This is a genomic window from Microbulbifer variabilis (assembly GCF_056232115.1).
The window spans coordinates 2,916,947-2,938,806 of sequence record NZ_CP174325.1; the positions used below are offsets into that span (position 1 = coordinate 2,916,947).

The following is a 21,860-nucleotide window of genomic DNA, read 5'->3' on the forward strand; positions in this document are numbered from 1 at the left end:
AGTGGCGATGAGGAATTATCTGCTATCTCGCCCTGAGGCTATTGAGGATTTTCCCTTTGGTCCAGATGTGGCGGTATACAAGATCAAGGGGCGAATGTTTGCTACCCTCAGCCGTTACCGTGGAGTGGATGCCTCCAATCTGAAGTGTGACCCGGATGAGGCTCAGGCCTTGAGGGATATTTTCCCCGGCGTGCTGCCGGGGTACCACATGAATAAGAAGCACTGGAATACGGTGTTGCTGGATGGCACAGTGCCAGATTATGAGATTGAGCGGATGGCAGATCGATCCTATGGATTGGTAGTAAAAGGCCTGCGCAAGATAGAGCGGCAGTCCCTTGAATTGGCCTATGGCGCCGATATCCTATACCGCTAACAGTACAACAAACCAATACGCAGACGTGACTCAGGAGAGTTTGTGAACGAATTTATTGTCGATGTAACGGCAGAAAACGCCCAGCAAGTATTGATTGAAGAATCCATGAAGCGCCCGGTACTGGTGGATTTCTGGGCGGACTGGTGTGAACCCTGTAAGCAGTTAATGCCAGTATTGGAAAAACTGGCTAACGAGTACGCTGGTCAGTTCCTGCTGGCCAAAGTGAACGCGGATACCGAGCAGATGATTGCCGGCCAGCTGGGAGTACGCAGCCTGCCGACGGTGATGTTATTGAAAGATGGTCAACCGGTGGATGGCTTTGCGGGCGTGCAGCCGGAAGCCCAGATCCGCGAAATACTGGACAAATATCTGCCCAAGCCCTGGGATATAAAGTTGCAGCAGGCCCAAGCACTTATTGGTGAGGGTAAGGTGGATGAGGCTTTACCTCTGTTGCGCCAAGCTTACACTGAGTCCTCAGAGCGGGCAGATATTGCCAAGCAGCTGGCAGCAGTATTACTAGACCAGAATCGCGCCCAAGAAGCGGAAACTGTGCTGGGCAAAATCCTGCTTGCAGATCAAGATGCAGAGTACCAGCAATTGATGGCCCAGCTGGAATTGAAGCTGCAGGCCGCGGATACTCCGGAAATCCAGGCATTGCAGAAGGCGCTGGAACAGAATCCCCAGGACTATGACTCCGCCTACCAGTTGGCGGTACAGTACAGCCAGGCGAACCGTCACCAGGAAGCCCTGGAGCTATTACTGGATATACTTCGCAAGGATATGAACTTTGCCGATGGCGCAGCCAAGCAGGCATTCCTGGATATTGTAAAAAGCCTCGGTACTGGAGACCCTGTTGCCATCCAATACCAGCGCAAACTGATGACAATGATGTTTTAAATCATTATGAATTGATGCTGGGCTTTGCCGTACGAAAGAGGCCTTAAGGGCCTCTTTTTTATGCCCCACTATGAGCTGCTGCTATGTATAAGTTTTGTATTTATATTCCCGAATCCCATCTCGAAGAGGTGAAGCAGGCCCTTTTTGCTGCTGGTGCGGGGCGCATTGGTGATTACGATCATTGTTGCTGGCAAGTGCTGGGTACTGGCCAGTTCCGTCCATTACCAGGTAGCCAGCCATTTATTGGTGAATCCGGGGAGGTGGAGCAGGTATCAGAGTATCGCGTGGAAATGGTATGTGCGGATGAACATGTCGATGCCACACTGCAGGCACTTTATGGTGCCCACCCCTATGAAGAGCCTGCTTTTGACCTGTGGCGCCTGGATGATCGTTGCAATATAGCTATTAAGCAAAGGCAGGAGACAAGAGAGTTTCCCACCGCTTAGATTCTAGAGGTTGTCTAAGGCTTGTTGGCGCTGCAGGCTTTTCTCTTGCAACGCTTGCACTTCTTTAAGAAGTTGGGAAATCCGGCTATCGGCTCCAGCGCTCTCCTGCGGGGGAGTCGCTTGGGCATGCGGAGGCTCCTCATTGGCAGAGACCTGAGTGCCTGGTACTGTGTTGATGGGCTTTACCCGGTGGATACGTACTGAGGTATCCAGCCCCTCAGGCACTGAGTCAGAGAAGTGCCAGTTTCCCTCTCTATCCTGCCAAGTGAAGACTTCAGTGGCGGGTGTTTCACTTTGAACTGGGGATATCAATCCACTGGACTTCACAAAGCTTTCCAGTTGCTTTGCAGATTGCTGTGAAGTGGAAGTGACTGTGTGCAGTGCACGTTGCCCTTGGTAGCGCACATTGTCTATTGTCTTCTGGTCCGGCAACCAGTCACTGGGAGACATTATTGGTTTGCCCTCTGGGTCAGGCAGAATCATTGATAAACCTACGCCTACCAGGAGCAGGACCGCAAGCATATAGGCATATTTCATCGGAACATCCTTTTACAATCTGGTGAGGCTGTGTTTCTCCGAGGTCTTGGGGTAACAGCTAGCCTTCATTCGCCATATAAGTTTGATGTGGGTTTGCCGATTACAGTTTGAGTTTTCGTGAAATTACGCCGCGGTGCAGTTGGTATTGCCCCAGTTTGCTGTCCTCAAAGTAGTGCTCGAGAGTTTTGTGCATAATGGGAAAGGCAATTTCACGCCAGGGGATGTCCACTTCGCGAAATAATTCCACTTCCAGGGATTCCGGTCCAGGCCCAAAATTGGTATCTGTCAGCTCACCGCGGTACATCAGGTAGACCTGATTGATATGGGGGATGTCATAGACCGAGTAGAGGCCATCCACACGGATGTTGGCGCGAGCTTCTTCCCATGACTCCCGTAGGGCACCTTCTTCGCTACTCTCCCCGTTTTCCATAAAGCCTGCAGGTAAGGTCCAGAGACCCAGGCGCGGCTCAATAGCGCGTTTGCACAGCATCACCCGGTCTTCCAGGTATGGCAGCACACCGACGATAACGCGCGGGTTTATGTAGTGAATGGCGCCGCAGTTGCCGCAGAGGTGGCGGGGGCGATCATCACCCTTTGGAATGGAAAACGTGACGGCACTACTGCCGCATTGGCTGCAAAATTTCATGTCGTCAGTATACCTATGCAAGATTCCAGCGTCAGCTCCCAGAATTTTGACGCCTATAGTTGTTAATAGACGTTGATGTATTTAAGGCGGTGTCTTCTCTGCCATGGCGCGTTTTTTATTTTTTTGGCTGATCCTATTTGTCTTATACGCCTGTGGTGGCAAGGGCGATGAAGAAAAAACGCCGCCACCGCCTCCAGTCGAGGTGCTCGTGGTGCGAGAGCAGCCTGTTATTCCGCGCTTTGAATTTGTCGGTAGGGTAGAAGCCACTGACGAGTACAAAGTGCGCCCCCGGGTAGAGGGGTATATTCAAAGCCGCAACTTTAAAGAAGGCGATACCGTTCAGAAAGGCCAATTGCTTTTTGAAATCGACCCACGTCCTTTTATTGCAGAGTTGGATAATCAGAGCGCTAATTTGGAGCGCACTGAGGCCTCGTTACGGGTTGCCGAGCGTAATTTCCGCCGAGGTCGCACCCTCGTAGCAACCGGTGCTATCAGCCAAGTGCAGATGGATGAACTGATGGGCACGTACGAGGAGACAAAATCCCAGGTGGATGCGGATCGCGCCAAAGTCGAAAGCGCCAGACTGGATCTATCCTACACCAAAATTTATGCGCCACTCACAGGTCGTATCGGTCGCACGGATTTTACCGAAGGCTCCCTGGTGGGCCCTAATTCTGACCCCCTAACGACCATCGTCAAGATGGATCCAATTTATGTACTTTTCGAGGTGCCTGAAGATCAACTTTATGCTGTTCAGGTGGATGCGGAGCGACGCCGGCGAGAAGGACTGCCCCCCACCAGTTTGGATGTGCGTATAGAACTGCCGGATGGCAATTTTTACCCCTACAAAGGCAACATAGTTTTTATTGACAACCAAATAGACCCAAATACCGGATCTGTGGCAGTACGCGCCCTGTTTCCCAATCCAGGGCAGTTGCTGGTGCAGGGTCAATTTGCCCGAGTTTCCATTTTGGTATTTACCGGCAGTGAGGCATTGAAGCCATTAGTGCCACAGTCATCTGTGCTGGAGGATATGCAGGGTCGCTATGTGTTTGTACTGGGTAGAAACAATATCGCGGAAAAACGCTATTTAACCCTGGGTCAACGCGAGGGGGAACTTTGGGCCGTGAATGATGGGCTGGTTGCCGGTGAGTCGATAATCGTCAATGGCCTGCAGCGGGTTCAGGCCGGAAAACCGGTAACACCGCAAAATACACCACGCAATCCCTATGATGCCGCAGCGAAGCCGGCGGAACCCACAGGAGAAGGTGGCTCACCAGCGCAGATGCAGTCAAAGGGTGCGAAGAAAGGAGAGCCTGGTAAAGGAGAGGATGAAAGTACGCTCCCGGGTTATGAGGGAGAGGCAGATGACTATAAGTAGTCCCGAAAGGGCGGGGGGCATCTAGCGGCTTTATGATCAGTGCCTTTTGTATCCGGCGGCCCCGTTTCGCTTTTGTAATATCCATACTGATCTCCCTTGCAGGGATTTTATCCCTGCCCTTATTACCAGTAGCCCAGTTCCCTGAAATTACTCCTGCGACTATTAATGTCACTACCAACTATGCAGGCGCCAGCGCGGAGGTGATGCGCGATAGTGTCGCTGTGCCAATTGAGTCACAGGTCAATGGGGTGGAAGGCATGGATTATATGTCTTCTACCAGTGGCAATGATGGCTCCTATAGCCTGACGGTCACTTTTAAATCCGGTTACGACGACGATATTGCTCAGGTAAATGTTCAGAATCGGGTAGAGCAGGCAATGCCTCAACTACCAGAGGATGTAAAACGGGATGGTGTAGTGGTTTCCAAGAAGAGTACTACGCTACTGCTTGTCGTTAATTTATTTTCGCCAGACCAGAAATTCGACGAGCTGTTCCTGGCCAACTATGCGGAAATTTACCTAAAAGATGAGCTGGCCCGTGTTTCGGGAGTGAGCAGTGTTGTTATTTTTGGTTCGCGTAATTATGCCATGCGGTTGTGGTTGGACCCCAATCGTATGGCAGCACTGGATGTTACTGCCCAGGATGTAATCAGTGCGGTGCAGGCCCAGAACGTTCAGGTAGCGGCAGGGCAGATTGGCTCGCCACCTATCCGCAAGGATCAGCAATTTCAGTACAATATTCTGGTGCAGGGACGTCTGGTTAGCCCTCAGGAATTTGAAGATATTACTATCCGCGCCAAGCCCGATGGCGCCATGGTTAAGGTTAAGGATATAGCCAGGGTCGAACTTGGGAGTCAATCCTACTCGTCCTATGGTCAGTTGGATAACGAGCCTTCGGCAGTGATGGGGGTCTATCAATTACCTGATGCAAATGCCTTGGATGTGGCTGAGGGCATTAAAGAGAAGGTGGCGCAGCTCTCTCAACGTTTCCCTGAAGGGCTCACTGCAGAAGTTCTTTATGACACCACTCTCTTTGTGGAGGCCTCGATTAAGGAAGTGGTGCAGACACTGTTTATTGCCTTGATTTTGGTAATACTGGTGGTGTTCCTGTTTTTACAGGACTGGCGCTCCACTCTGATTCCCGCTATCGCCATCCCGGTATCTCTGGTCGGTACCTTCGCTCTGATGCTGGCATTTGGTATGACCATCAATACCATCACCCTGTTTGCGCTGATCCTGGCCATTGGTATTGTGGTGGACGATGCAATTATTGTGGTGGAAAACACCCAACGCCTGATGGGGGAGGGGTTGCCTCCCAAAGAAGCGGCACTGGAATCTATGCGAGAAGTTACCGGGCCGGTGATCGCTACCACCTTGGTGTTGTTTGCCGTATTTGTGCCGGTGATGTTGATGCCGGGTATTACCGGAAAAATGTATCAACAATTTGCCATTACTATTTCTATGGCGGTGGCTATTTCCTCACTAAATGCGCTTACGCTGAGCCCGGCACTGTGTGCCAGTATTCTTAAACCCGGTAAAGATGGAGAAGTTGCCGGAATTAAAGAGACCGGAGCATTTGGTTTCTTTAATAAACTGCTCCATCGCTCCACCAATTTTTATGTGGGCATGGTTAAGGCCTGTGTGAAAATTCCACTGATTGGTATCCTTTCTGTTATCGGGCTTTTTCTTTTTACCGCCTGGTTATTTGCCAGTATTCCCACCGGATTTATTCCCGATGAGGACCAGGGCACTTTTATGTTGCATGTGCAGCTGCCGGATGGTTCATCCCTGGAGAGGACTGGACCGGTGGTTGATCAGGTCACGGATATTCTGTTGGAAGAGCCGGCCATGGCCCATGTGGTAGGGGTGCCGGGCTACAACCTGCTCACCAGCAGTGCCTCCTCCAATACGGCCATGATGTTTGCGGTGCTGAAACCCTGGGACGAACGAACAAACGAAGAAGATCATCAGTTTGCCCTGATGGATCGCCTACAGAAAAAACTGGCAGCGATACCCAATGCGCAGATTATGCCTTTCGCAATTCCGCCGTTACCGGGTATAGGTACCGTGGGTGGATTCGAATTTGTACTTGAGGATTTACAGGGGCGCAGTATTCTGGAACTCACCCAGGTTTTATTTGACCTGCTGGGTAACGCTAACCAGCGTCCGGAAATTGCTCAGGCCTTTACCAGCTTCCAGGCCAGCACTCCCCAACTGGAATTAAAACTGGACAAAGAAAAAGCCCATGTGCTCGGAGTGCCCCTGCCGGAAGTCTATTCCACTTTGCAGACATTTCTTGGTGGCTATTACATCAATGATTTCAATCTGTACGGCAAAGTATTCCGGGTGATTGCCCAAGCTGATGCGCAATTTCGCGATGAGGAAGAAAACCTGGCGGGCTTCTACGTGCGTGCCAATAGCGGTGGCCTGGTGCCAGTGACTTCAGTTGCCACTATCACCCCGATCGTCGCTCCGCAAACAATCACCCGCTATAACTTGTACAACAGTATCACTATCAACGGTGCCCCTTCGACCGGTTACTCCAGTGGACAGGCTATGGATGCAATGGAGGAGTTGGCCGAAAACCTGCCGGAGGGGTATGGCTATGAGTGGACAGGGATCAGTTTGCAGGAAATAACTTCGGGTAATCTGGCTCCAATCCTGTTCAGTCTGGCCATTGTGTTTGTATACCTGTTCTTGGTCGCCCAGTATGAAAGCTGGAGTATTCCGATCGCAGTGCTCTTGTGCGTGCCAATCGCTATATGCGGCGCCATGCTGGTGGTTTGGTTGGCTGGCTCTATCAACAACCTCTATACCCAGATTGGTTTGGTCTTACTTATTGGCATGGCGGCCAAAAGTGCCATCCTGATTGTGGAGTTTGCCTGTGTAGAACGGGATAAAGGGAAGTCGATTGCTGATGCGGCTCTCTCTGCCACGCGCCTGCGTTTCCGAGCGGTTCTGATGACGGCTATGTCATTTATCCTCGGAGTGATACCGTTACTGGTGGCCACTGGGGCCGGCGCTGTCAGCCGGGTTTCCCTGGGGTTGGTGGTGTTTGGTGGCATGTTGGCCGCCAGCTTGTTCGCCACCTTGCTGGTTCCGGTCTATTACGCCTTGGTGCAGACAGTGCGGGAGAAGCTAAAAGGCGGTTATACCCCGCAGACTGAACGAAGTGTTGCGGCGGAAAAGTAGGGATGTAGAGGTGTTCGAGCTATATGCGACAAATGGATTATGTGGCAGATAGCTCGGTGTTAACGCCAGAAATGAGTATGATGAAAGTTAGGGAGTACCCAGGTCTTCTGGGGCAGGACAGTGATTTATGCTATCAACGATTGAAAAAAATATATTTCATCAGATTGAGGAGCTTGAGGCTGGAGTTCCAATAGGGCCGGATCTGTCCGGTCACGCGGCGGTTCTGGTTGCCCTGACCGATGAGCCTGACCCACAGGTAATTCTTACCAAGCGCTCCGCCAATTTGTCCACCCATTCCGGAGAGGTCTCGCTGCCTGGGGGACGTTGGGATGCCACCGACCCGTCGTTGCAATATACCGCTTTGCGCGAGGCAGAGGAGGAAGTTGCCCTGCCGATGAATGCGGTGCGTATGCTCGGTCCCCTGTGGCCGCGTAGAACCAGGTGGCAGGTAAATGTAACCCCATGGGTGGGAGTAATCTCCCCTGATATCGAACTTTCCCCTAATCCGGGTGAGCTGGATGCCGTGTTCCGTGTTCCCCTTTCTTTTTTTATGGCTGATCCCCGTATCCGTACCGATAGAGTGACCATTGATGATCAAGCTATTTATTTGCCGGCTTATCAATACGAGAGTTATGAAATCTGGGGTTTTACTGCTGGGGTGCTTACGGAATTTCTGGTAAGAATACTGGGGGTATCAATTGGGCGTCGCGATGATGTGCCATTGCGTGCATTAAATTAGTCCTGGTTGGTGGGAATAATTTTATAATTTATTTTGGCCTGTTTTATTACTGTGTTGGGAGTTTAGCCCGGTATCAGCTCATCCTGGTTGTTCCATGCATCCAACAACAAATTTATCTGATCGCAGGGTATCCGGATCAGTAATGATAATTGGAAAAATAGGATCTTCCGGCAGGACAACTTCCCTCCCTCGCCGACATTGAAAAAGCCAGTGACCTGCTACCTTGACTAATTGATTCCGGTATTCGGCGGCTACGGCAACAGGATAACCGGATCGAGTCGCTACGATAAACATGGTAGTTGCTTTGCCCGAGGCAGATTGCCCATCTTCTGAACTTTGATGTCAGGGGGAGTATGTAATATGCCGCCCCCCACCTTGTTGCGTATCACTGTGTAGCATTTCAGTTTTTTTCTTCCCGGGGGCATAGGATTGCCGTGTTTGAAGCGACCTTCAGGCGTAAACACTGATGCTTAGCCATGTGTATCATAGCTACCTATTGTTAATGTGTGGCGAGCAAGTCGATCACTCATTGCGAACTTATCTTTGAATAATTGAAGATCATTTATTTTTATAATCGGACGCCTAAAAAATGGACACCAATGAAAATAACCTGTGTGTCTAATTTTACTGGGATTAACTTTTATAAAGGACATAGTACAAATCAAGGAATAGCGTCGGCCTCCAAGCCAAATTGATAGAGTTCGTTTCCGAAGGAATTTTTCCGTTCACCTTTTCTTCATTTTTTTTGCACCTGATGCTCTAACCAGCTAAATGACTATCAATAACAAAGCTGTTATCTACCCGCCTGAAAGCCTGAGAATTACAGGGTTTTCTGATCAGGACGCCAACAGAATTACTGGCCGGGTACTGTTAGCCATAGTCAACAGTAGAATGCTGTGCCAATGAGGGGCAAGGATTGGCCGAGTAATACCCGGGACTCGAAAAACGCGTCTTTATGAGCTCTGAGCTGGAATATGCTGTCTCAATATTCTCTATATTGGTGAGCAGTTGTTCCAAATTGGTTTATTCTTGCCTATTGCCAGCAATGAGACAGCTTAAGGATAAGCGAATCATGCGTAAGGATTTTCTAAAAGAAAAGAAAAAAAACCCATTTATACAAAAAAGTATCAATACTGGAATTTGGCCGATAGAGGAGCGTTGGTCGCGCTGGAAGCAACATCTGGAGGAAATATTACCTTACAACTGTGAGCTAATTCTCAAGCCCCATCACTGTCAGGAGTATGAGGGGGAATTCTCTGGCACCATAAACACCCTTACTGGAGACTCTTTTGCCCGCGCAATCTTCTCTGGAAACTCTTTTCATCGCAACAATCATCATCTTAGTGATGGCTACGCAGATTACACCGTGGTGTATATACTGTCTGGTCGTGGTGCCATACAGCGTGGTAATCACTTTATTCCAATGAATTCTGGTGGGATTTATCTGGTGGACTTGGGGCAGACTATTATCCATGACTTGATACAGCAAAGTCATGTACTGCTATGTCGTATCCCTAGAAAAAAAATCGAAAAATTTCGAAAGGGCCCTGGTGATAATCAGCCTCTAGAGATTGATAGCAATAGTGGCCCAGGCCTATTACTCAGAAACTATCTTTTGCTCTTGCCAAGAGCCAGACAGCAAAGTTCTTTTGTCTCTCCTGAGACACTATTTAACCCGGTAGCGGAGTTGGCTATTGCCTGTATAGAGGAGAGCCGCGGAAAGGCGGCGGCTGAAGTGGAAACACCGCAACGCTTGAATGTGGTATTTCGCCAGACTTGTCAGCTTATCCAGAAGTACTGTTGTGATGTAGATCTTTCAGCCCAGCAGCTGGCCATATCCTTGAATATTTCCCCTTCCTATCTACACCGTGCCTTGCGTTATCACAATACATCCTACAATAGCTTATTGCGTCGTGCCAGGGTGGAGTCTGCCTCAGCACAACTGGTGGGCTCTGGGCGCAATGCAAGTATGTTGCAGGTTGCCTTAAACAGCGGTTTTAATGGCACCAGCCAGTTTTCACGGGCTTTTAAAGAGGAGATGGGGATCACGGCGTCTGAGTTCGTAAAACAAACTTTCGCTGAGAAGAATGATTTACTGGTATTGGAAGAGTAGCTTTAGAATTTGGAGATTACATCCCAGCGCTATCATAATCTTATCTTAGGTCCCTTGGAGTGCTTTAAGACGGAAGCAAGGGGGGCATCAGCCACCTTTAAGTATATGAAATATTCCTATGGAAGAAAACGCAGGCATGCCGGCTCAGAGGACTCAGCTGTATTGTTACCCCACTCATTGGCAAGATTAAGGCATGTTGGGTCGGCACCTGGTGAACTTAGGTCATAGTTCATATTACCCAGTGCGGTGTTTCCTCTAATGATGTTGCTCTCACTACTGGTTTCTTCTATAAGTATGCCAACAGTTTGGTTGCTATTGGCGGTATTTCCCCTAACAATATTATTGGAGCTGTCATCGGCTATTTCTATGCCTTCAGCACCATTATAATTGGCAGTGTTTTGGCTTACTGAGGCATTGTTAGTATCGATTAATATTCCATCCCCGGAATTGTGCTCAGAAGTGTTAAATGAAACTACGCCTCTGGTTCCATCCAGGTCAATACCATCATCACCACTGTATGATATGTAGTTATGTAGTACTGTTGAGTCCTCTCCATCAATTAGTATCCCTTCATCTCCGGCATATTTTATCGTATTGTGTGTAATTAAATTGTAATTTCCATTTGAGTCTATGCCATCATCACCACTATATAACGGGTTTCCAGTGATCGTATTACCTTTGATGATATTGTTGTCACTATTGATCTTTATACCGTCATCCAGGTAGTAATTTTTTATCTCCATATTCAAAATGGAGTGCGAGCCGGAGCCAGAAACAAGGATACCCCCGGGGCAGTTTTCTATAATTCCTCCGCGTACCTGCCGGCCAGTTCCCTCAATTAGTAAGCCAAACTGGTCTTCCATATCTGAATTGCCGGTGCAAGTTATTCCTCCATCCCCCTGTATTTGTAAGTTGCCGGAAGGTCCGCTGACAATTATCGCGTAAGGATTTTCTGATGTTAATTCACAGTGGAGGTTTTCAGTGAGGAAGGCTGTAGTTGTGACGGTTTCATAGCACTCTACAGCGAATGCAGGGGAGATTGAAAGCGCATTGGCTACAACTATGGTAATAGATGAAGGTATGGTATTTAAGTCTATAAGTTTCATCATAATCCCCCTTTAAGTTGAAGTTAAAGTCAATCTATAAGCTGTTGTTCTGGAGTGCTTGTTAAAGCTGAGCTTTAAAACCAATTTGGTTTTTGTTGCTTAATGTGTCTTAAATGGTTTTATAAGGCTATGGTCTGGCAATTTTTGTTAATAAACAAATGATATTTTTGAGTATAAGAGGTATTTTAATTATTTTTAATTATATGGGTTGTTTTGAATCTTTGGTGGTATTTTGTGCTCGTTGCTCTTGATGATTTTTATACTATAGGTTCTCCCAATTTATCCCATGCGTTGAGTAAAATATTAATTAATTTGTTTGTATGGTGATCTGCGGTTAGCACTGAAAAATCAGGATCTTCCGGCAAGCCAAAAGCTTCAGCACGCCTGCATTGAAATAACCAGTTGTTATTGATTTTTATTAACTTGTCATCGTATTGTCCGGCCATGATGGTGCGATAGCCATGACGTGTGGCGGCGATTACGAGGGTGGTTGCTTTCCCTGTAGCGCTTTGCCCATCAGAAGAAATGGTATACAGAGGCGAGGAGGTTATATGTCGAGTTCCAAGCTGGCTGTGTATAATCAGATATTGACGCAGTTTTTCTCGCCCTCTTATCATCAGATTTCCATTCTCAAAGCGCCCATTTTCTGTAAAGAGCGATGCCCACCCCTCAGCATCATGGTTGTCGGCTGTGAGGGTGTACTGGGCCAGCAAATCTAAGATTGCTAGTTTCTCAATATTTTTCTGTAGATTATCCATCGCAGATGCCAGTTCAAAATTTATCTGTTGGGGTCAGAAGTATATCTTGGGATTAGTTGGTTATTTTTTCGTGAGTTTAATTGATTTTTTACTTGAGTAATTGCTGCTGCGTAATTTCTCGTTAAAGTGCAATTCCTATTTTTTTTGATTATCGGTTCTCGGGTTTTTGTTAAGCCTTCAAGTGGAGTATATCAGGTAGTTTCTGTTGAGCTACCAGGTATACGTTTTTAGTTTATTAAAATAAAATTGTGTTTGTTATAAAGTGGATGTCTGTAATTCTGGATGTGCAACAATTCCGATGTCTTGAAGTCTAAAAGTATATGATTCTCGCTGTAACGCTATTTTTGGCGTTAAAAAAGGCTTTTCTGCCTGGTTAGGTGAAATTAATTTAATTAACTTTAATTATTAATAGAGGGGATTTTGCTATGAGTCGTGCTACAGATATTGCTGATGATGCAGAAGTAGATGCAAATAATCACCAACAATATACTTGGGGTCCCACCGATAGAAATATTACTACCTGGGGAGGAGGTACGGGACCTCATGCTCTGTTAGGAAGTCCTGCCCAGCCTATCAACTGTTGGAGTTATCCAATACTGCTTGCAATAAGGCGCGGCTACCTCAATAGGCAAGGAGCTTTAAATCTAGTTCAGGATCTTAATCTAAAGTCACCATCACTTAAGCCCTATGCTTTTAATACTAGTGACCTGACAACCATGTGGACTGACTGGAAAGATTTTCCAGGTTCTTTGTGGCGCCCAAGAAGGGGGGACCTTGTATTTTTCCGGTCCTTTATGGGCGGATTACTAAATCATGTAGCTATATCAACTGGGAGAATACACCCAATGCTGGGTCATAGTGAGATTATTAGTTTTGGTGAAGGTAGAAGTACAGGGGGGCTCGCGACAGTAAATCGAACATCAATTGAGCTGGTTATGCAAACCCATCATACAGAGGTAAAATTTATTGCTCCTAGCTGGGATCATTAGCCTGGCTAATGTTGTTGTCTAGTATTTATACGATTGATGATTTCGTTTGAATAAATGGCGATTGAGGAAAAAAATTATAAATGTTTCTTGGCTTTGAATCTGGTTAGACAATTAAATAGAGTATAAGCAGAGGTTGTTTGTTTTGAGCAAGCAACCTTTGCTTTTGCTATTCATTTTTATGTTTGAGATCTTTCTGTTGGGCGTATTCCCTTAGGTTGTTCTCAAATTTTTTTGAATGTCAGCCTGCAGGTAATGGCGGCGTTTACGAATGATTTATTATGGCAGGTTAAAATAAACCAGTAAGTTGATCATGAGGCAGCCTAAAGCTGATGATTATCTTTATCTGAATATTTCAGTTGGTCTTTCACCGATTTTATAAATCTCTGGACTTTAACAGGAGGCTTCTTTGGGTAAAGGTGCATATAATGTATAGGGGTTGAGCCGACTTCAATCACCCGCTTCAATAGACCTTTTTCGATACTTTGTGATGCAGTAATATCTGGAATTCTGGCAATCCCTAACCCCATCTCCGTCATTTTTAAAATATCATGTAAAGAGTTGCAGCGAATTTTTGGTATGACTCGTATTTTTTTTTTGCTGCCTAACTCATATTTAATCGGGATACCCTGCCAATCATTAGCGATATGTCGCCAATGGATCAATGTGGAGAGGTCCTCTGGTAAACCACCCTGCTCATCCATATAAGTTTTGCTTGCATAGAGACTTTCCCGAAGTATACCTAGCTTGGATACTTTGGCTGATTGCATATCGAGGCTGCCCACTCGGATTGCAAGGTCTACTTGAGACTCAATCAGGTCTATGGGGGCATCGTTCGCCAGTAATCGTATTCCAAGCTGTGGATGCTGTTCCGCGAATTGTGCAATTGCCGGAACAATAACTGGCTCACAGAGTGCGTGAGGTGCAGTAATCGTCAGCGTGCCTGATAACTTTTCATTGGTGCTTTTTAAGTCTGCCAAGGCGGAGTTATAGATATCCCGGATTTCGCGGCAGTGAGTGTAGAACTGGGTGCCAGCTTCCGTTAAAGAGAGTGCCCGTGTACTTCGGTAGAGCAGCCTTGTACCAAGATCTCCCTCCAGCCGGGTAACCGCTTGGCTAATTGCCGACTTGGTACGGGTAAGGTTATCTGCCGCAGCCGTAAAACTACGGGCTTCTACTACGGCCAGGAATACTTGCATATCCTCAAGATTAGGCTTCATTGTTTAATTTTACTAAACAGTTATTTGATTGAATACCTGTTTATCATAAGGTGGTAGCTGGGGCAATATGCTTGCAGAAATTCAATACTTAGTTTTTGTGAAGAGGAGTCTGATATGAGTAAGGTGCTAATCGAAAAAACTGTAGTAGCCAGCGAGCAGTGGAAGTTGTTTTTCAATCAGGGTAATGCTGAAGGATGTGCGTCTATGTATGAAAAGGATGCCCAAATGGTGGCCAAACCGTTCGGCCTGTTTCAGGGAAGGGAGCAGATACAGGCCTTTTGGAAAAATCTGGTAGCCCAGGGGTTCTCAGAAGTGTCCTATCTGGATACTAAAATTGAGGTCGTAGATGATGTTTCAACTGTACTTTCTAGCAATTGGAAAATGAACAAGGCGCAAGGGGTGATCACGCGGGAACTCTGGGTTCTACAGGAGGATGGCACTATGCGCCTGCGCGAGGATCATTTTGAAGCTTTAGACCCGAGTGTGAAGTAAAGGAATATAAGATGAACGAATACTGGAATAGTTTTACACGGGAAAAAACAGACGAACAATACAACCCAACGCTGTGGACCCATCGGTTGCCTACAGAGGAGTTACTACCAGCCCATGTGGCATTCACCGAGAGTCATAGCTCCATTTACCGTCAAAAGGTAAAAGATGGGTTGCAAACTGTTCACTTTGGAGAGGGAGAGTTATTGGGTTCTATGGATGTCTTCAGGCCTGGGAATGTTCCTGAAGATGCACCCATCGTAATTTATATTCATGGTGGTTGGTGGCAGTGGTTCTCAAAGGAACAGTTTTCCTTTCTAGCTGAATCTTTTAATAAAAAGGGGTTTGCTGTCTACATGCCTGGATACCGTATGGCCCAGGATTGGAATAATGGCCAGCCAATGGAATCCATTGTAAAACAGATGCAGTGTGCGATGGCTACGGTACTTATAGAAGCTGAACAGAGAGGCTCGTCGGCAGTTTACCTGGTAGGGCACTCGGCGGGTGGTCAGCTTGTAGCGATGCTTCACCAGACCGATTGGGAACAGTTTGGTGTTTCAAAATCCGCACAGAGCAAATTCAAGGCTGCATTTTCCTTAGCCGGGCTTTTTGATATCCGCCCCCTGGTAAAGAGCTTCGTCAATGACACAATTAAGATGTCGATGGACTCAGCGGAGAGGGTAAGTCCACAGTTAATCCCGCTTAGAGAGGGGAGAAAACTCTGCCCGCTACATCTAATAGTGCCTGAGTTTGATACTCCTGAGTTTTTTCGCCAGACAAAGGAGTATCAGGAAAAACTGCTTAAGTCAGGAATCAACTGCTCTTTTTCTCTGGCTAATGACCGAGATCATCTTAATATTCTTGAACGATTGAATAATGTTGATGACAAAGTTTTAAAATATATGTTAGAAAATATGGATTGCCATGGTTGATTACTTTCAGTTGGTTTGGGGTTGATCCAACAGGATAGTTTTAAAGCTTCGAGATCTCTGAGTTATTTTTAAGGGCTTAAATGCCTTTATTAGGTCAATTTATTTTTGGAGAGTATTGATTTCTAAGATGTGATTTGAGTACAACAACCATTCAAGGAGAGAGAAATGCCTTTTACAATGCATCAAAGCAGAAGGTTTGTCCGTGAATTTGAAGCATGTAATGCTTATAGACAGCAAACAGGTGGGGTGAATGAGTACTTGATTTACAGATTTGACAGTGATGACAGCACCCTCAGTAACATATTCTCGATTGACTACAAAACCCCTGTTCGAAGTTCACCTTTACCTGGAGGAATTTACCCTGCTCAAAGGGGTAGGCTTAATAGCAGTAAGACAAAAGTGACCAAGCCACAAAATTATCAAGGTGGTGGGCATGCTGAAGAAATTTTCTTACGGTCACTGGATAAGTTTACTAGTTATGGGCCGGTAGGGAGAATAGAAATGTATATTTCAAAGATTCCATGTAATTATTCATCTGCAATGATGGTGAATGTAAATGGGTCAAATCATCACGTCCCATCTGGTTGTGGGAATAAGCTTCAAATGATGATCGAAGCCTTTACCAATATAAATTGGTATATTTGTTTTGATAGAGAGTATTCAGGTGCGACTCAAGGGCGTGAAACCAAGCAGAAAATGCTGGTGTTAGATGCAAAGATGAATTGTGAAGTTTACCGCTACAATAATGGCGCGCTGAATCGAGTTTCGGCGAATTAGGGGGGGAAGCTGTATCACGTTAACTTAAGAGAGTTATCTGTCAATCCAGATGACTTTCTTGGGTGTGCCGAGTGAGTTTATGACTTTTCCTGACCTGTAATATTATATTTTTTATGAGATTCTTACTCTAAAAATATGTATTGGTTATTGGCTTGGCGAAAGTCAAATCTGATAATTAAAATATTATCTGTTTATTGGTAATAGGCAGAGCCTCTCTTTCTCACTAGATAAACACTATTAGCTGCAGGGTAATGTCGTTATAGTCGTTGGTAGCTATATAGAGGTATCGCTAAGCGCCGCTTGCCGCTTTGTGGAGGCGGGCTAAGAGTAGCTATTCTGATGAATTGTGAGCTGGAGGACGAAAATTCGAATAAGCCTTCTTATACTTCCACCGATGCTGACCAGGTTGGGTGTTTGCCGCTGTTTCCAGTGCTTGCTGTCTCCCTGGCATCTGATAACCCCCTCTTTATGCTGCGGATATGATTAATCTGAATATTGGTTGGGTAACCAAGGTATGTGATGCCGCAGTAGGGCGTTCACCCCGCATATTTGGCTGAGCGTCTATATAAGTCTTTCAGTCTATTTATAATAGGCGCCTAATTTTCCTTCCGGAACCAATTATGCCGAGACCTAAGTCCACAGTTCCATTGGATGAGGTGCATTGGGGCGCACTTAAGACCCTGTTTCCCTACCTGCTGGAGTTTCGTCGAGCTGTTGTCCTGGCAATCCTGTGCCTGATTGGAGCCAAGGTCGCAGGGGTTACTCTTCCATTTATTCTTAAGCACATAGTCGATAATTTGGATAAAGCTGGTGGTGTAGCCGAGGCTATTGCGTTGCCGTTGGGGCTTTTGCTGGCCTATGGTGCAGTGCGTTTTTCCAGCACCTTGTTCGGTGAGTTGAGGGATACCATTTTTGGCCGTGTGACCGAGCGTGCCCAGCGCCGGGTAGGGCTGGAGGTATTTCAGCATCTGCACAAGCTGGATTTGGATTTTCACCTGGATAGGCGCACCGGCGGTTTGTCCCGGGATATTGAGCGTGGTAATAGCGGCATCGGCTTTCTGATGCGTTTTATGGTGTTCAATATCGTGCCTACCCTGGTAGAGATTGCTATGGTGGCGGGGCTTCTTTGGTGGAATTACAGCGGTGTGTTCGCCCTGGTAGTTTTGGCGGCGGTCATTATTTATATCGGCTTCTCCGTAGTGGCCACAGAATGGCGCACCCGCTTTGTACGAGCGCTTAATGAGGCGGAGTCACAGGCCAGTAGTCGTGCCGTGGACAGTCTGCTGAATTACGAGACGGTTAAGTACTTTGCCAACGAGCGGCACGAATCCAGCCATTATGATAAGGAGCTTGCAACTTGGGAGCAGGCCCGGCGTAAGAACCGCTTATCCTTGTTTAGTCTGAATACCGGTCAGGCTCTGATTATTGCCAGCGCCATGTGTGCCGCGATGGTGCTGGCAGCGGTTGGGGTAACGAACGGACAGATGACCATCGGTGATTTTGTCCTGGTTAATGCCTTTATGATGCAGATCTTTATCCCGCTTAATTTCCTCGGGTTTGTCTACCGCGAAATGAAGGGAGCCCTGGCAAATATTGAGAAAATGTTCTCCTTGCTGACGGTAAAGCCGGCGGTAGCAGATAAGCTGGAGGCGTCCAAACTACAGGTATTCGACGGGCGTATCGACTTCGAGCAAGTACGGTTCGGCTACAAGGACAATCGCGAAATTTTGCGTGGAGTAAGCTTCTCAGTGCTGCCACGTCAGAAAGTAGCTATTGTCGGTGCTAGTGGTGCCGGTAAATCAACATTGTTTAAGTTGCTGTTCCGTTTCTATGATGCCGAGGGTGGCAGAGTCTGTATTGATGGTCAGGATATCCGCACTGTAACCCAGGAATCCCTGCGCCGAGCTATTGGCGTGGTGCCACAGGATGCGGTGCTGTTCAACCAGTCAATCAAAGAGAATGTGCGCTACGGCAAGGTAGGTGCCACTGATGAGGAGGTAATGGAGGCGATCCAACACGCGCACCTATCAGACTTTGTCGAGCAATTGCCTAATGGAATAGATACCTTGGTGGGAGAACGCGGCCTGAAACTTTCCGGAGGGGAGAAGCAGCGGGTTGCGATTGCCCGGGCGCTGCTCAAAAAACCACCAATTATGATTTTTGATGAAGCGACCTCCTCCCTGGATAGCCGATCAGAGCGTAGCATTGTCGCCTCACTACAGGAGATTGCCCGGGAGCAGACCACTCTCGTCATTGCTCACCGCCTCTCTACGGTTGTAGATGCGGACACCATCCTGGTAATGGATCAGGGCAAGGTTGTTGAGCAGGGTTCCCACAGCCAGCTGCTGGAACAAGGGGGTCATTATGCGATGCTCTGGCAGATGCAGCAGCAGGAGCGTACCGATGAGGTAGAGATTGTCACGCCCTAGGCTCCTATCTTGATAATTGTGCCCAGCCCGACTAATGTGGCGCCGACACAAAAAAACGATAGGCAGAGCGATATGACCATTCCTTTTCAGTCCTCCAAGATCGCTGCCGCACTGTTGGCGATAGCGCTGGTGGGCGGCTGTAGCAAAAACAAAGAGGCCGAAGAAGTCAAAAAAGATGAGGCCGAAGCCCAGATTGTTGAATCTGAGACTGTGAGCCCGCCTCCTGGCCAGACTGTGGAGAATGCAGATAAGCGTTTTGATATCTATGTGCCTGTAGAGCTTACTGCTAACCTCAGCAGCTTGAGCAATAACCAGCGCAAGATGATTGGTTTGCTGATCGACGCCAGCCAGATTATGGATCGCCTGTTTTGGCTGCAGTCCTACGGTCCCGCAGAAGTACTGCTGCCGGAAATCGAAGATAGCCGCGCGCGCAAGTTCGCCGATATTAACTATGGCCCCTGGGATCGTCTAAACGACAACAAACCGTTTATTGTTGGCTATGGCTCTAAACCCCTCGGTGCGAACTTCTATCCAGCGGATATGACGCGTGAGGAGTTTGAGGACTGGGATCAGCCTGGCAAAGATGGCCTCTATTCCCTGGTCCGTCGCAATGATGCCGGCAAGCTGGAGCTGATTCCTTACAACAAAGCGTATAACGCGGAATTGAAAAAAGCCGCTGATATCCTGCGCCAGGCTGCCGCACTGGCTGAGAGCAAGGAGTTTGCACACTACCTGACCATGCGCGCCGATGCGCTGTTGACGGATAATTTCCGTCCCAGTGATATGGCCTGGATGGACATGAAGGAAAATGAGATCGACGTAGTCATCGGCCCCATTGAGAACTACGAAGACCAGATGTTTGCTTACCGCACCGCTTATGAGTCTTATGTATTGTTGAAGGATAAGGAGTGGAGTGAAAAGCTGGCTAAGTTTGCCGCACTGCTGCCTGAGCTTCAGAAAGGCCTGCCAGTTGAAGAGAAGTACAAATCGGAAGAGCCGGGCACTGATTCTGACCTGAATGCTTACGATGTACTTTTCTATGCAGGGCATAGCAATGCTGGTTCCAAGACCATTGCCATCAACTTACCCAATGATGAAGAAGTGCAGCTGGCCAAGGGCACCCGTCGTTTACAGTTGAAAAATGCCATGCGCGCTAAGTTCGACAAGATTCTGGTGCCTATCAGCGATGTACTGATTGCTCCTGAGCAGCGCAAGCATATTACTTTCCCAGCTTTCTTCGCCAATACCATGTTCCATGAAGTGGCCCATGGCCTCGGGATCAAGAAAACCGTTGATGGTGGTGCGAATGTACGCACTGCATTGAAGGAAACCTCCTCCTCCCTGGAGGAAGGCAAGGCGGATATTCTGGGTCTGTATATGGTCACCCGCCTGCATGAGAAAGGTGAAATCGAAGATGGCGAGCTGATGGATAATTACGTTACCTTCCTCGCCGGGATCTTCCGCAGCGTACGCTTTGGTGCGGCAAGTGCGCATGGTAAGGCGAATATGATGCGCTTCAACTTCTTCAAGGAGCAGGGCGCTTTTACCCGTGATCCTGAGACTGGGCAATACAGTGTAGACTTCGAGAAGATGCAGCAGGCAATGACTAATTTGTCTCGCCTGATCCTTACCATCCAGGGTGACGGTAACTATGAAGAAGCTAAAGCGCTATTGGCCAAGCAGGGCGTGATTGGTCCCGAATTGCAAGGTGACCTGGATCGGTTGTCTGAAGCGAACATTCCTGTAGATGTTACTTTTATCCAGGGGAAAGAGGTACTAGGCCTTAAATAACAGAGTTTTAGGACTGGAATTAAAAGCCCGGCATCGCCGGGCTTTTTTATTCTTTCTTAAAGCAGATCATTGATTTTGAAGTAAAAGCTATTAAATAATTTTTTCTACTTTGATAACAAATGTTATCTAGAGCTTTCAGTGATTCTCTTCTCCCCCAGGCTTTACTTGTAGTTCTCATTAAGCTTGCTCAATCAAGTCAAACCTGTTGCACTTTGGCTTAAATTTGTTGGTACGTTTGTGCCCTTAAACTGATAGAAAATAAATAGCTTTTTGCATTCTTTCGTTGCTAAATAAGCGCCGGTTATTATGAGGTGGAAATTACTAGTCTTCAGTTAGGTGGAGAGAAAGGATGCGCCGTATTTTATACACCGGTACAAAAAATGCCTCCTCTTGGGCATTCCGCGCTTGGCTCGCTATGCGGGAGCTTGGTATTCAATTTGAAGAGCGAGTGGTGGATATAAGAAAGCCCCAGAGGTTCGAAAATCTGCGGCGAATTGGAGAAATATCACCATCTGCATCCGTACCAGTGTTGGTTGATGGCGATAACATCATCTTTGATTCTTTGGCAATTATGGAATATGCCAATGAAATAGGTGGGGATGCCCTGCTCCCCGCTGAGCCTTTAGCCAGGGCAAGGGTCCGCTCATTTCTGAGCTGGCAACATGCCGGGTTATCGGGGCTCTGTCCCCGCCTGTCATTTGAAAGTGCTTTTTATCCCAATAAGCGTGAGATGACCTCGGATGAGCATAAGGATACGGAGAGATTATTTTCTGTGTGGGAGTCGGAACTGAAATCCAGTGGTGGCCCTTATCTATGTGGGGAGCTTTCTCTGGCCGATCTGGTACTGGTGCCTACAGTTATTCGGATTTACTCACATTCTCCCCAACTGAATACCTGGCCCCTAACTCACCAATGGATAGTGAAACTGCTGGCAAGAGAGAGTGTGGAAGAGTGGGTGTCCCAAGCCAGGTCTTTACCGCCCGTGATTTTGGACAATTATTGACTGCCAGCACATTGATTAACGAGTTTGGAGCTGGGCTGGCGTTGTT

19 protein-coding genes are annotated in these 21,860 nt (G+C 47.4%); 14 read left to right on the forward strand and 5 right to left on the reverse strand.

Annotated elements, in window-relative coordinates:
* The first annotated feature begins 7 nt into the window (after positions 1 to 7).
* The 3 genes from ACJJI7_RS12970 to ACJJI7_RS12980 all read left to right on the forward strand — a co-directional run bounded on the left by ACJJI7_RS12970 (position 8) and on the right by ACJJI7_RS12980 (position 1,716).
* Positions 8 to 373 (forward strand): MmcQ/YjbR family DNA-binding protein, encoded by a 366-nt coding sequence (locus ACJJI7_RS12970; RefSeq protein WP_020411688.1) that lies wholly within the window; start codon positions 8 to 10, stop codon positions 371 to 373.
* A gap of 42 nt (positions 374 to 415) precedes the next feature.
* Entirely contained in the window at positions 416 to 1,270 is an 855-nt protein-coding gene (gene trxA / locus ACJJI7_RS12975; RefSeq protein ID WP_020411689.1) for a thioredoxin, read from the forward strand.
* Between the two features lie 83 nt (positions 1,271 to 1,353).
* Positions 1,354 to 1,716, forward strand: a complete 363-nt coding sequence (locus ACJJI7_RS12980) for a YqfO family protein (RefSeq protein WP_282951277.1) — start codon at positions 1,354 to 1,356, stop codon at positions 1,714 to 1,716.
* A gap of 3 nt (positions 1,717 to 1,719) precedes the next feature.
* Here ACJJI7_RS12980 and ACJJI7_RS12985 read toward each other — a convergent pair whose 3' ends face one another.
* Together ACJJI7_RS12985 and ACJJI7_RS12990 are read right to left on the reverse strand one after the other, a co-directional pair.
* A complete protein-coding gene (locus ACJJI7_RS12985; RefSeq protein WP_020411691.1) occupies positions 1,720 to 2,253 on the reverse strand; it encodes a DUF4124 domain-containing protein in 534 nt (177 codons plus the stop codon).
* 100 nt (positions 2,254 to 2,353) lie between these two features.
* Positions 2,354 to 2,899 carry an NUDIX hydrolase gene (locus tag ACJJI7_RS12990; protein ID WP_020411692.1) on the reverse strand — a complete coding sequence of 182 codons (546 nt, stop codon included), beginning with the start codon at positions 2,897 to 2,899 and terminating at the stop codon, positions 2,354 to 2,356.
* A gap of 103 nt (positions 2,900 to 3,002) precedes the next feature.
* Between ACJJI7_RS12990 and ACJJI7_RS12995 the strand changes: the two genes are divergently transcribed.
* From ACJJI7_RS12995 to ACJJI7_RS13010, 4 genes are all read left to right on the forward strand, one after another.
* Positions 3,003 to 4,280 carry an efflux RND transporter periplasmic adaptor subunit gene (locus ACJJI7_RS12995; RefSeq protein WP_444901978.1) on the forward strand — a complete coding sequence of 426 codons (1,278 nt, stop codon included), beginning with the start codon at positions 3,003 to 3,005 and terminating at the stop codon, positions 4,278 to 4,280.
* 32 nt (positions 4,281 to 4,312) lie between these two features.
* Entirely contained in the window at positions 4,313 to 7,471 is a 3,159-nt protein-coding gene (locus ACJJI7_RS13000; RefSeq protein ID WP_444901977.1) for an efflux RND transporter permease subunit, read from the forward strand.
* 127 nt (positions 7,472 to 7,598) lie between these two features.
* Positions 7,599 to 8,210, forward strand: a complete 612-nt coding sequence (locus ACJJI7_RS13005; RefSeq protein WP_444901976.1) for an NUDIX hydrolase — start codon at positions 7,599 to 7,601, stop codon at positions 8,208 to 8,210.
* Between the two features lie 1,072 nt (positions 8,211 to 9,282).
* A complete protein-coding gene (locus ACJJI7_RS13010) occupies positions 9,283 to 10,323 on the forward strand; it encodes a helix-turn-helix transcriptional regulator (protein WP_444901975.1) in 1,041 nt (346 codons plus the stop codon).
* Between the two features lie 116 nt (positions 10,324 to 10,439).
* Here ACJJI7_RS13010 and ACJJI7_RS13015 read toward each other — a convergent pair whose 3' ends face one another.
* Positions 10,440 to 11,432: a right-handed parallel beta-helix repeat-containing protein gene (locus ACJJI7_RS13015; protein WP_282951271.1), complete on the reverse strand. Its 993-nt coding sequence runs from the start codon at positions 11,430 to 11,432 to the stop codon at positions 10,440 to 10,442.
* Between the two features lie 254 nt (positions 11,433 to 11,686).
* Entirely contained in the window at positions 11,687 to 12,187 is a 501-nt protein-coding gene (locus ACJJI7_RS13020) for a nuclear transport factor 2 family protein (RefSeq protein ID WP_444901974.1), read from the reverse strand.
* A 425-nt stretch (positions 12,188 to 12,612) separates the two neighbouring features.
* On the opposite strand from ACJJI7_RS13020, the gene ACJJI7_RS13025 reads away from it, so the two are divergent.
* Positions 12,613 to 13,176: a hypothetical protein gene (locus ACJJI7_RS13025; protein ID WP_020411699.1), complete on the forward strand. Its 564-nt coding sequence runs from the start codon at positions 12,613 to 12,615 to the stop codon at positions 13,174 to 13,176.
* A gap of 320 nt (positions 13,177 to 13,496) precedes the next feature.
* Here ACJJI7_RS13025 and ACJJI7_RS13030 read toward each other — a convergent pair whose 3' ends face one another.
* Positions 13,497 to 14,393 (reverse strand): LysR family transcriptional regulator, encoded by an 897-nt coding sequence (locus ACJJI7_RS13030; RefSeq protein ID WP_444901973.1) that lies wholly within the window; start codon positions 14,391 to 14,393, stop codon positions 13,497 to 13,499.
* Positions 14,394 to 14,507: 114 nt separating this feature from the next.
* Here ACJJI7_RS13030 and ACJJI7_RS13035 point away from each other — a divergent pair, with 114 nt between their 5' ends.
* The 6 genes from ACJJI7_RS13035 (at position 14,508) to ACJJI7_RS13060 (ending at position 21,814) form a co-directional block, all read left to right on the forward strand.
* Positions 14,508 to 14,885, forward strand: a complete 378-nt coding sequence (locus ACJJI7_RS13035) for a YybH family protein (protein ID WP_444901972.1) — start codon at positions 14,508 to 14,510, stop codon at positions 14,883 to 14,885.
* Between the two features lie 11 nt (positions 14,886 to 14,896).
* Complete coding sequence (locus tag ACJJI7_RS13040) at positions 14,897 to 15,814, forward strand: alpha/beta hydrolase (RefSeq protein ID WP_444901971.1); 918 nt, start codon at positions 14,897 to 14,899, stop codon at positions 15,812 to 15,814.
* Positions 15,815 to 15,979: 165 nt separating this feature from the next.
* Entirely contained in the window at positions 15,980 to 16,591 is a 612-nt protein-coding gene (locus ACJJI7_RS13045; RefSeq protein WP_020411703.1) for a hypothetical protein, read from the forward strand.
* 620 nt (positions 16,592 to 17,211) lie between these two features.
* The gene (locus ACJJI7_RS13050) at positions 17,212 to 19,020 is read left to right on the forward strand and encodes an ABCB family ABC transporter ATP-binding protein/permease (RefSeq protein ID WP_444901970.1); all 1,809 of its coding nucleotides are present in this window, start codon (positions 17,212 to 17,214) and stop codon (positions 19,018 to 19,020) included.
* 72 nt (positions 19,021 to 19,092) lie between these two features.
* Positions 19,093 to 20,811 (forward strand): DUF8614 domain-containing protein, encoded by a 1,719-nt coding sequence (locus ACJJI7_RS13055; RefSeq protein WP_020411706.1) that lies wholly within the window; start codon positions 19,093 to 19,095, stop codon positions 20,809 to 20,811.
* Positions 20,812 to 21,160: 349 nt separating this feature from the next.
* The gene (locus ACJJI7_RS13060) at positions 21,161 to 21,814 is read left to right on the forward strand and encodes a glutathione S-transferase family protein (protein WP_282951265.1); all 654 of its coding nucleotides are present in this window, start codon (positions 21,161 to 21,163) and stop codon (positions 21,812 to 21,814) included.
* Positions 21,815 to 21,860 lie beyond the last annotated feature (46 nt).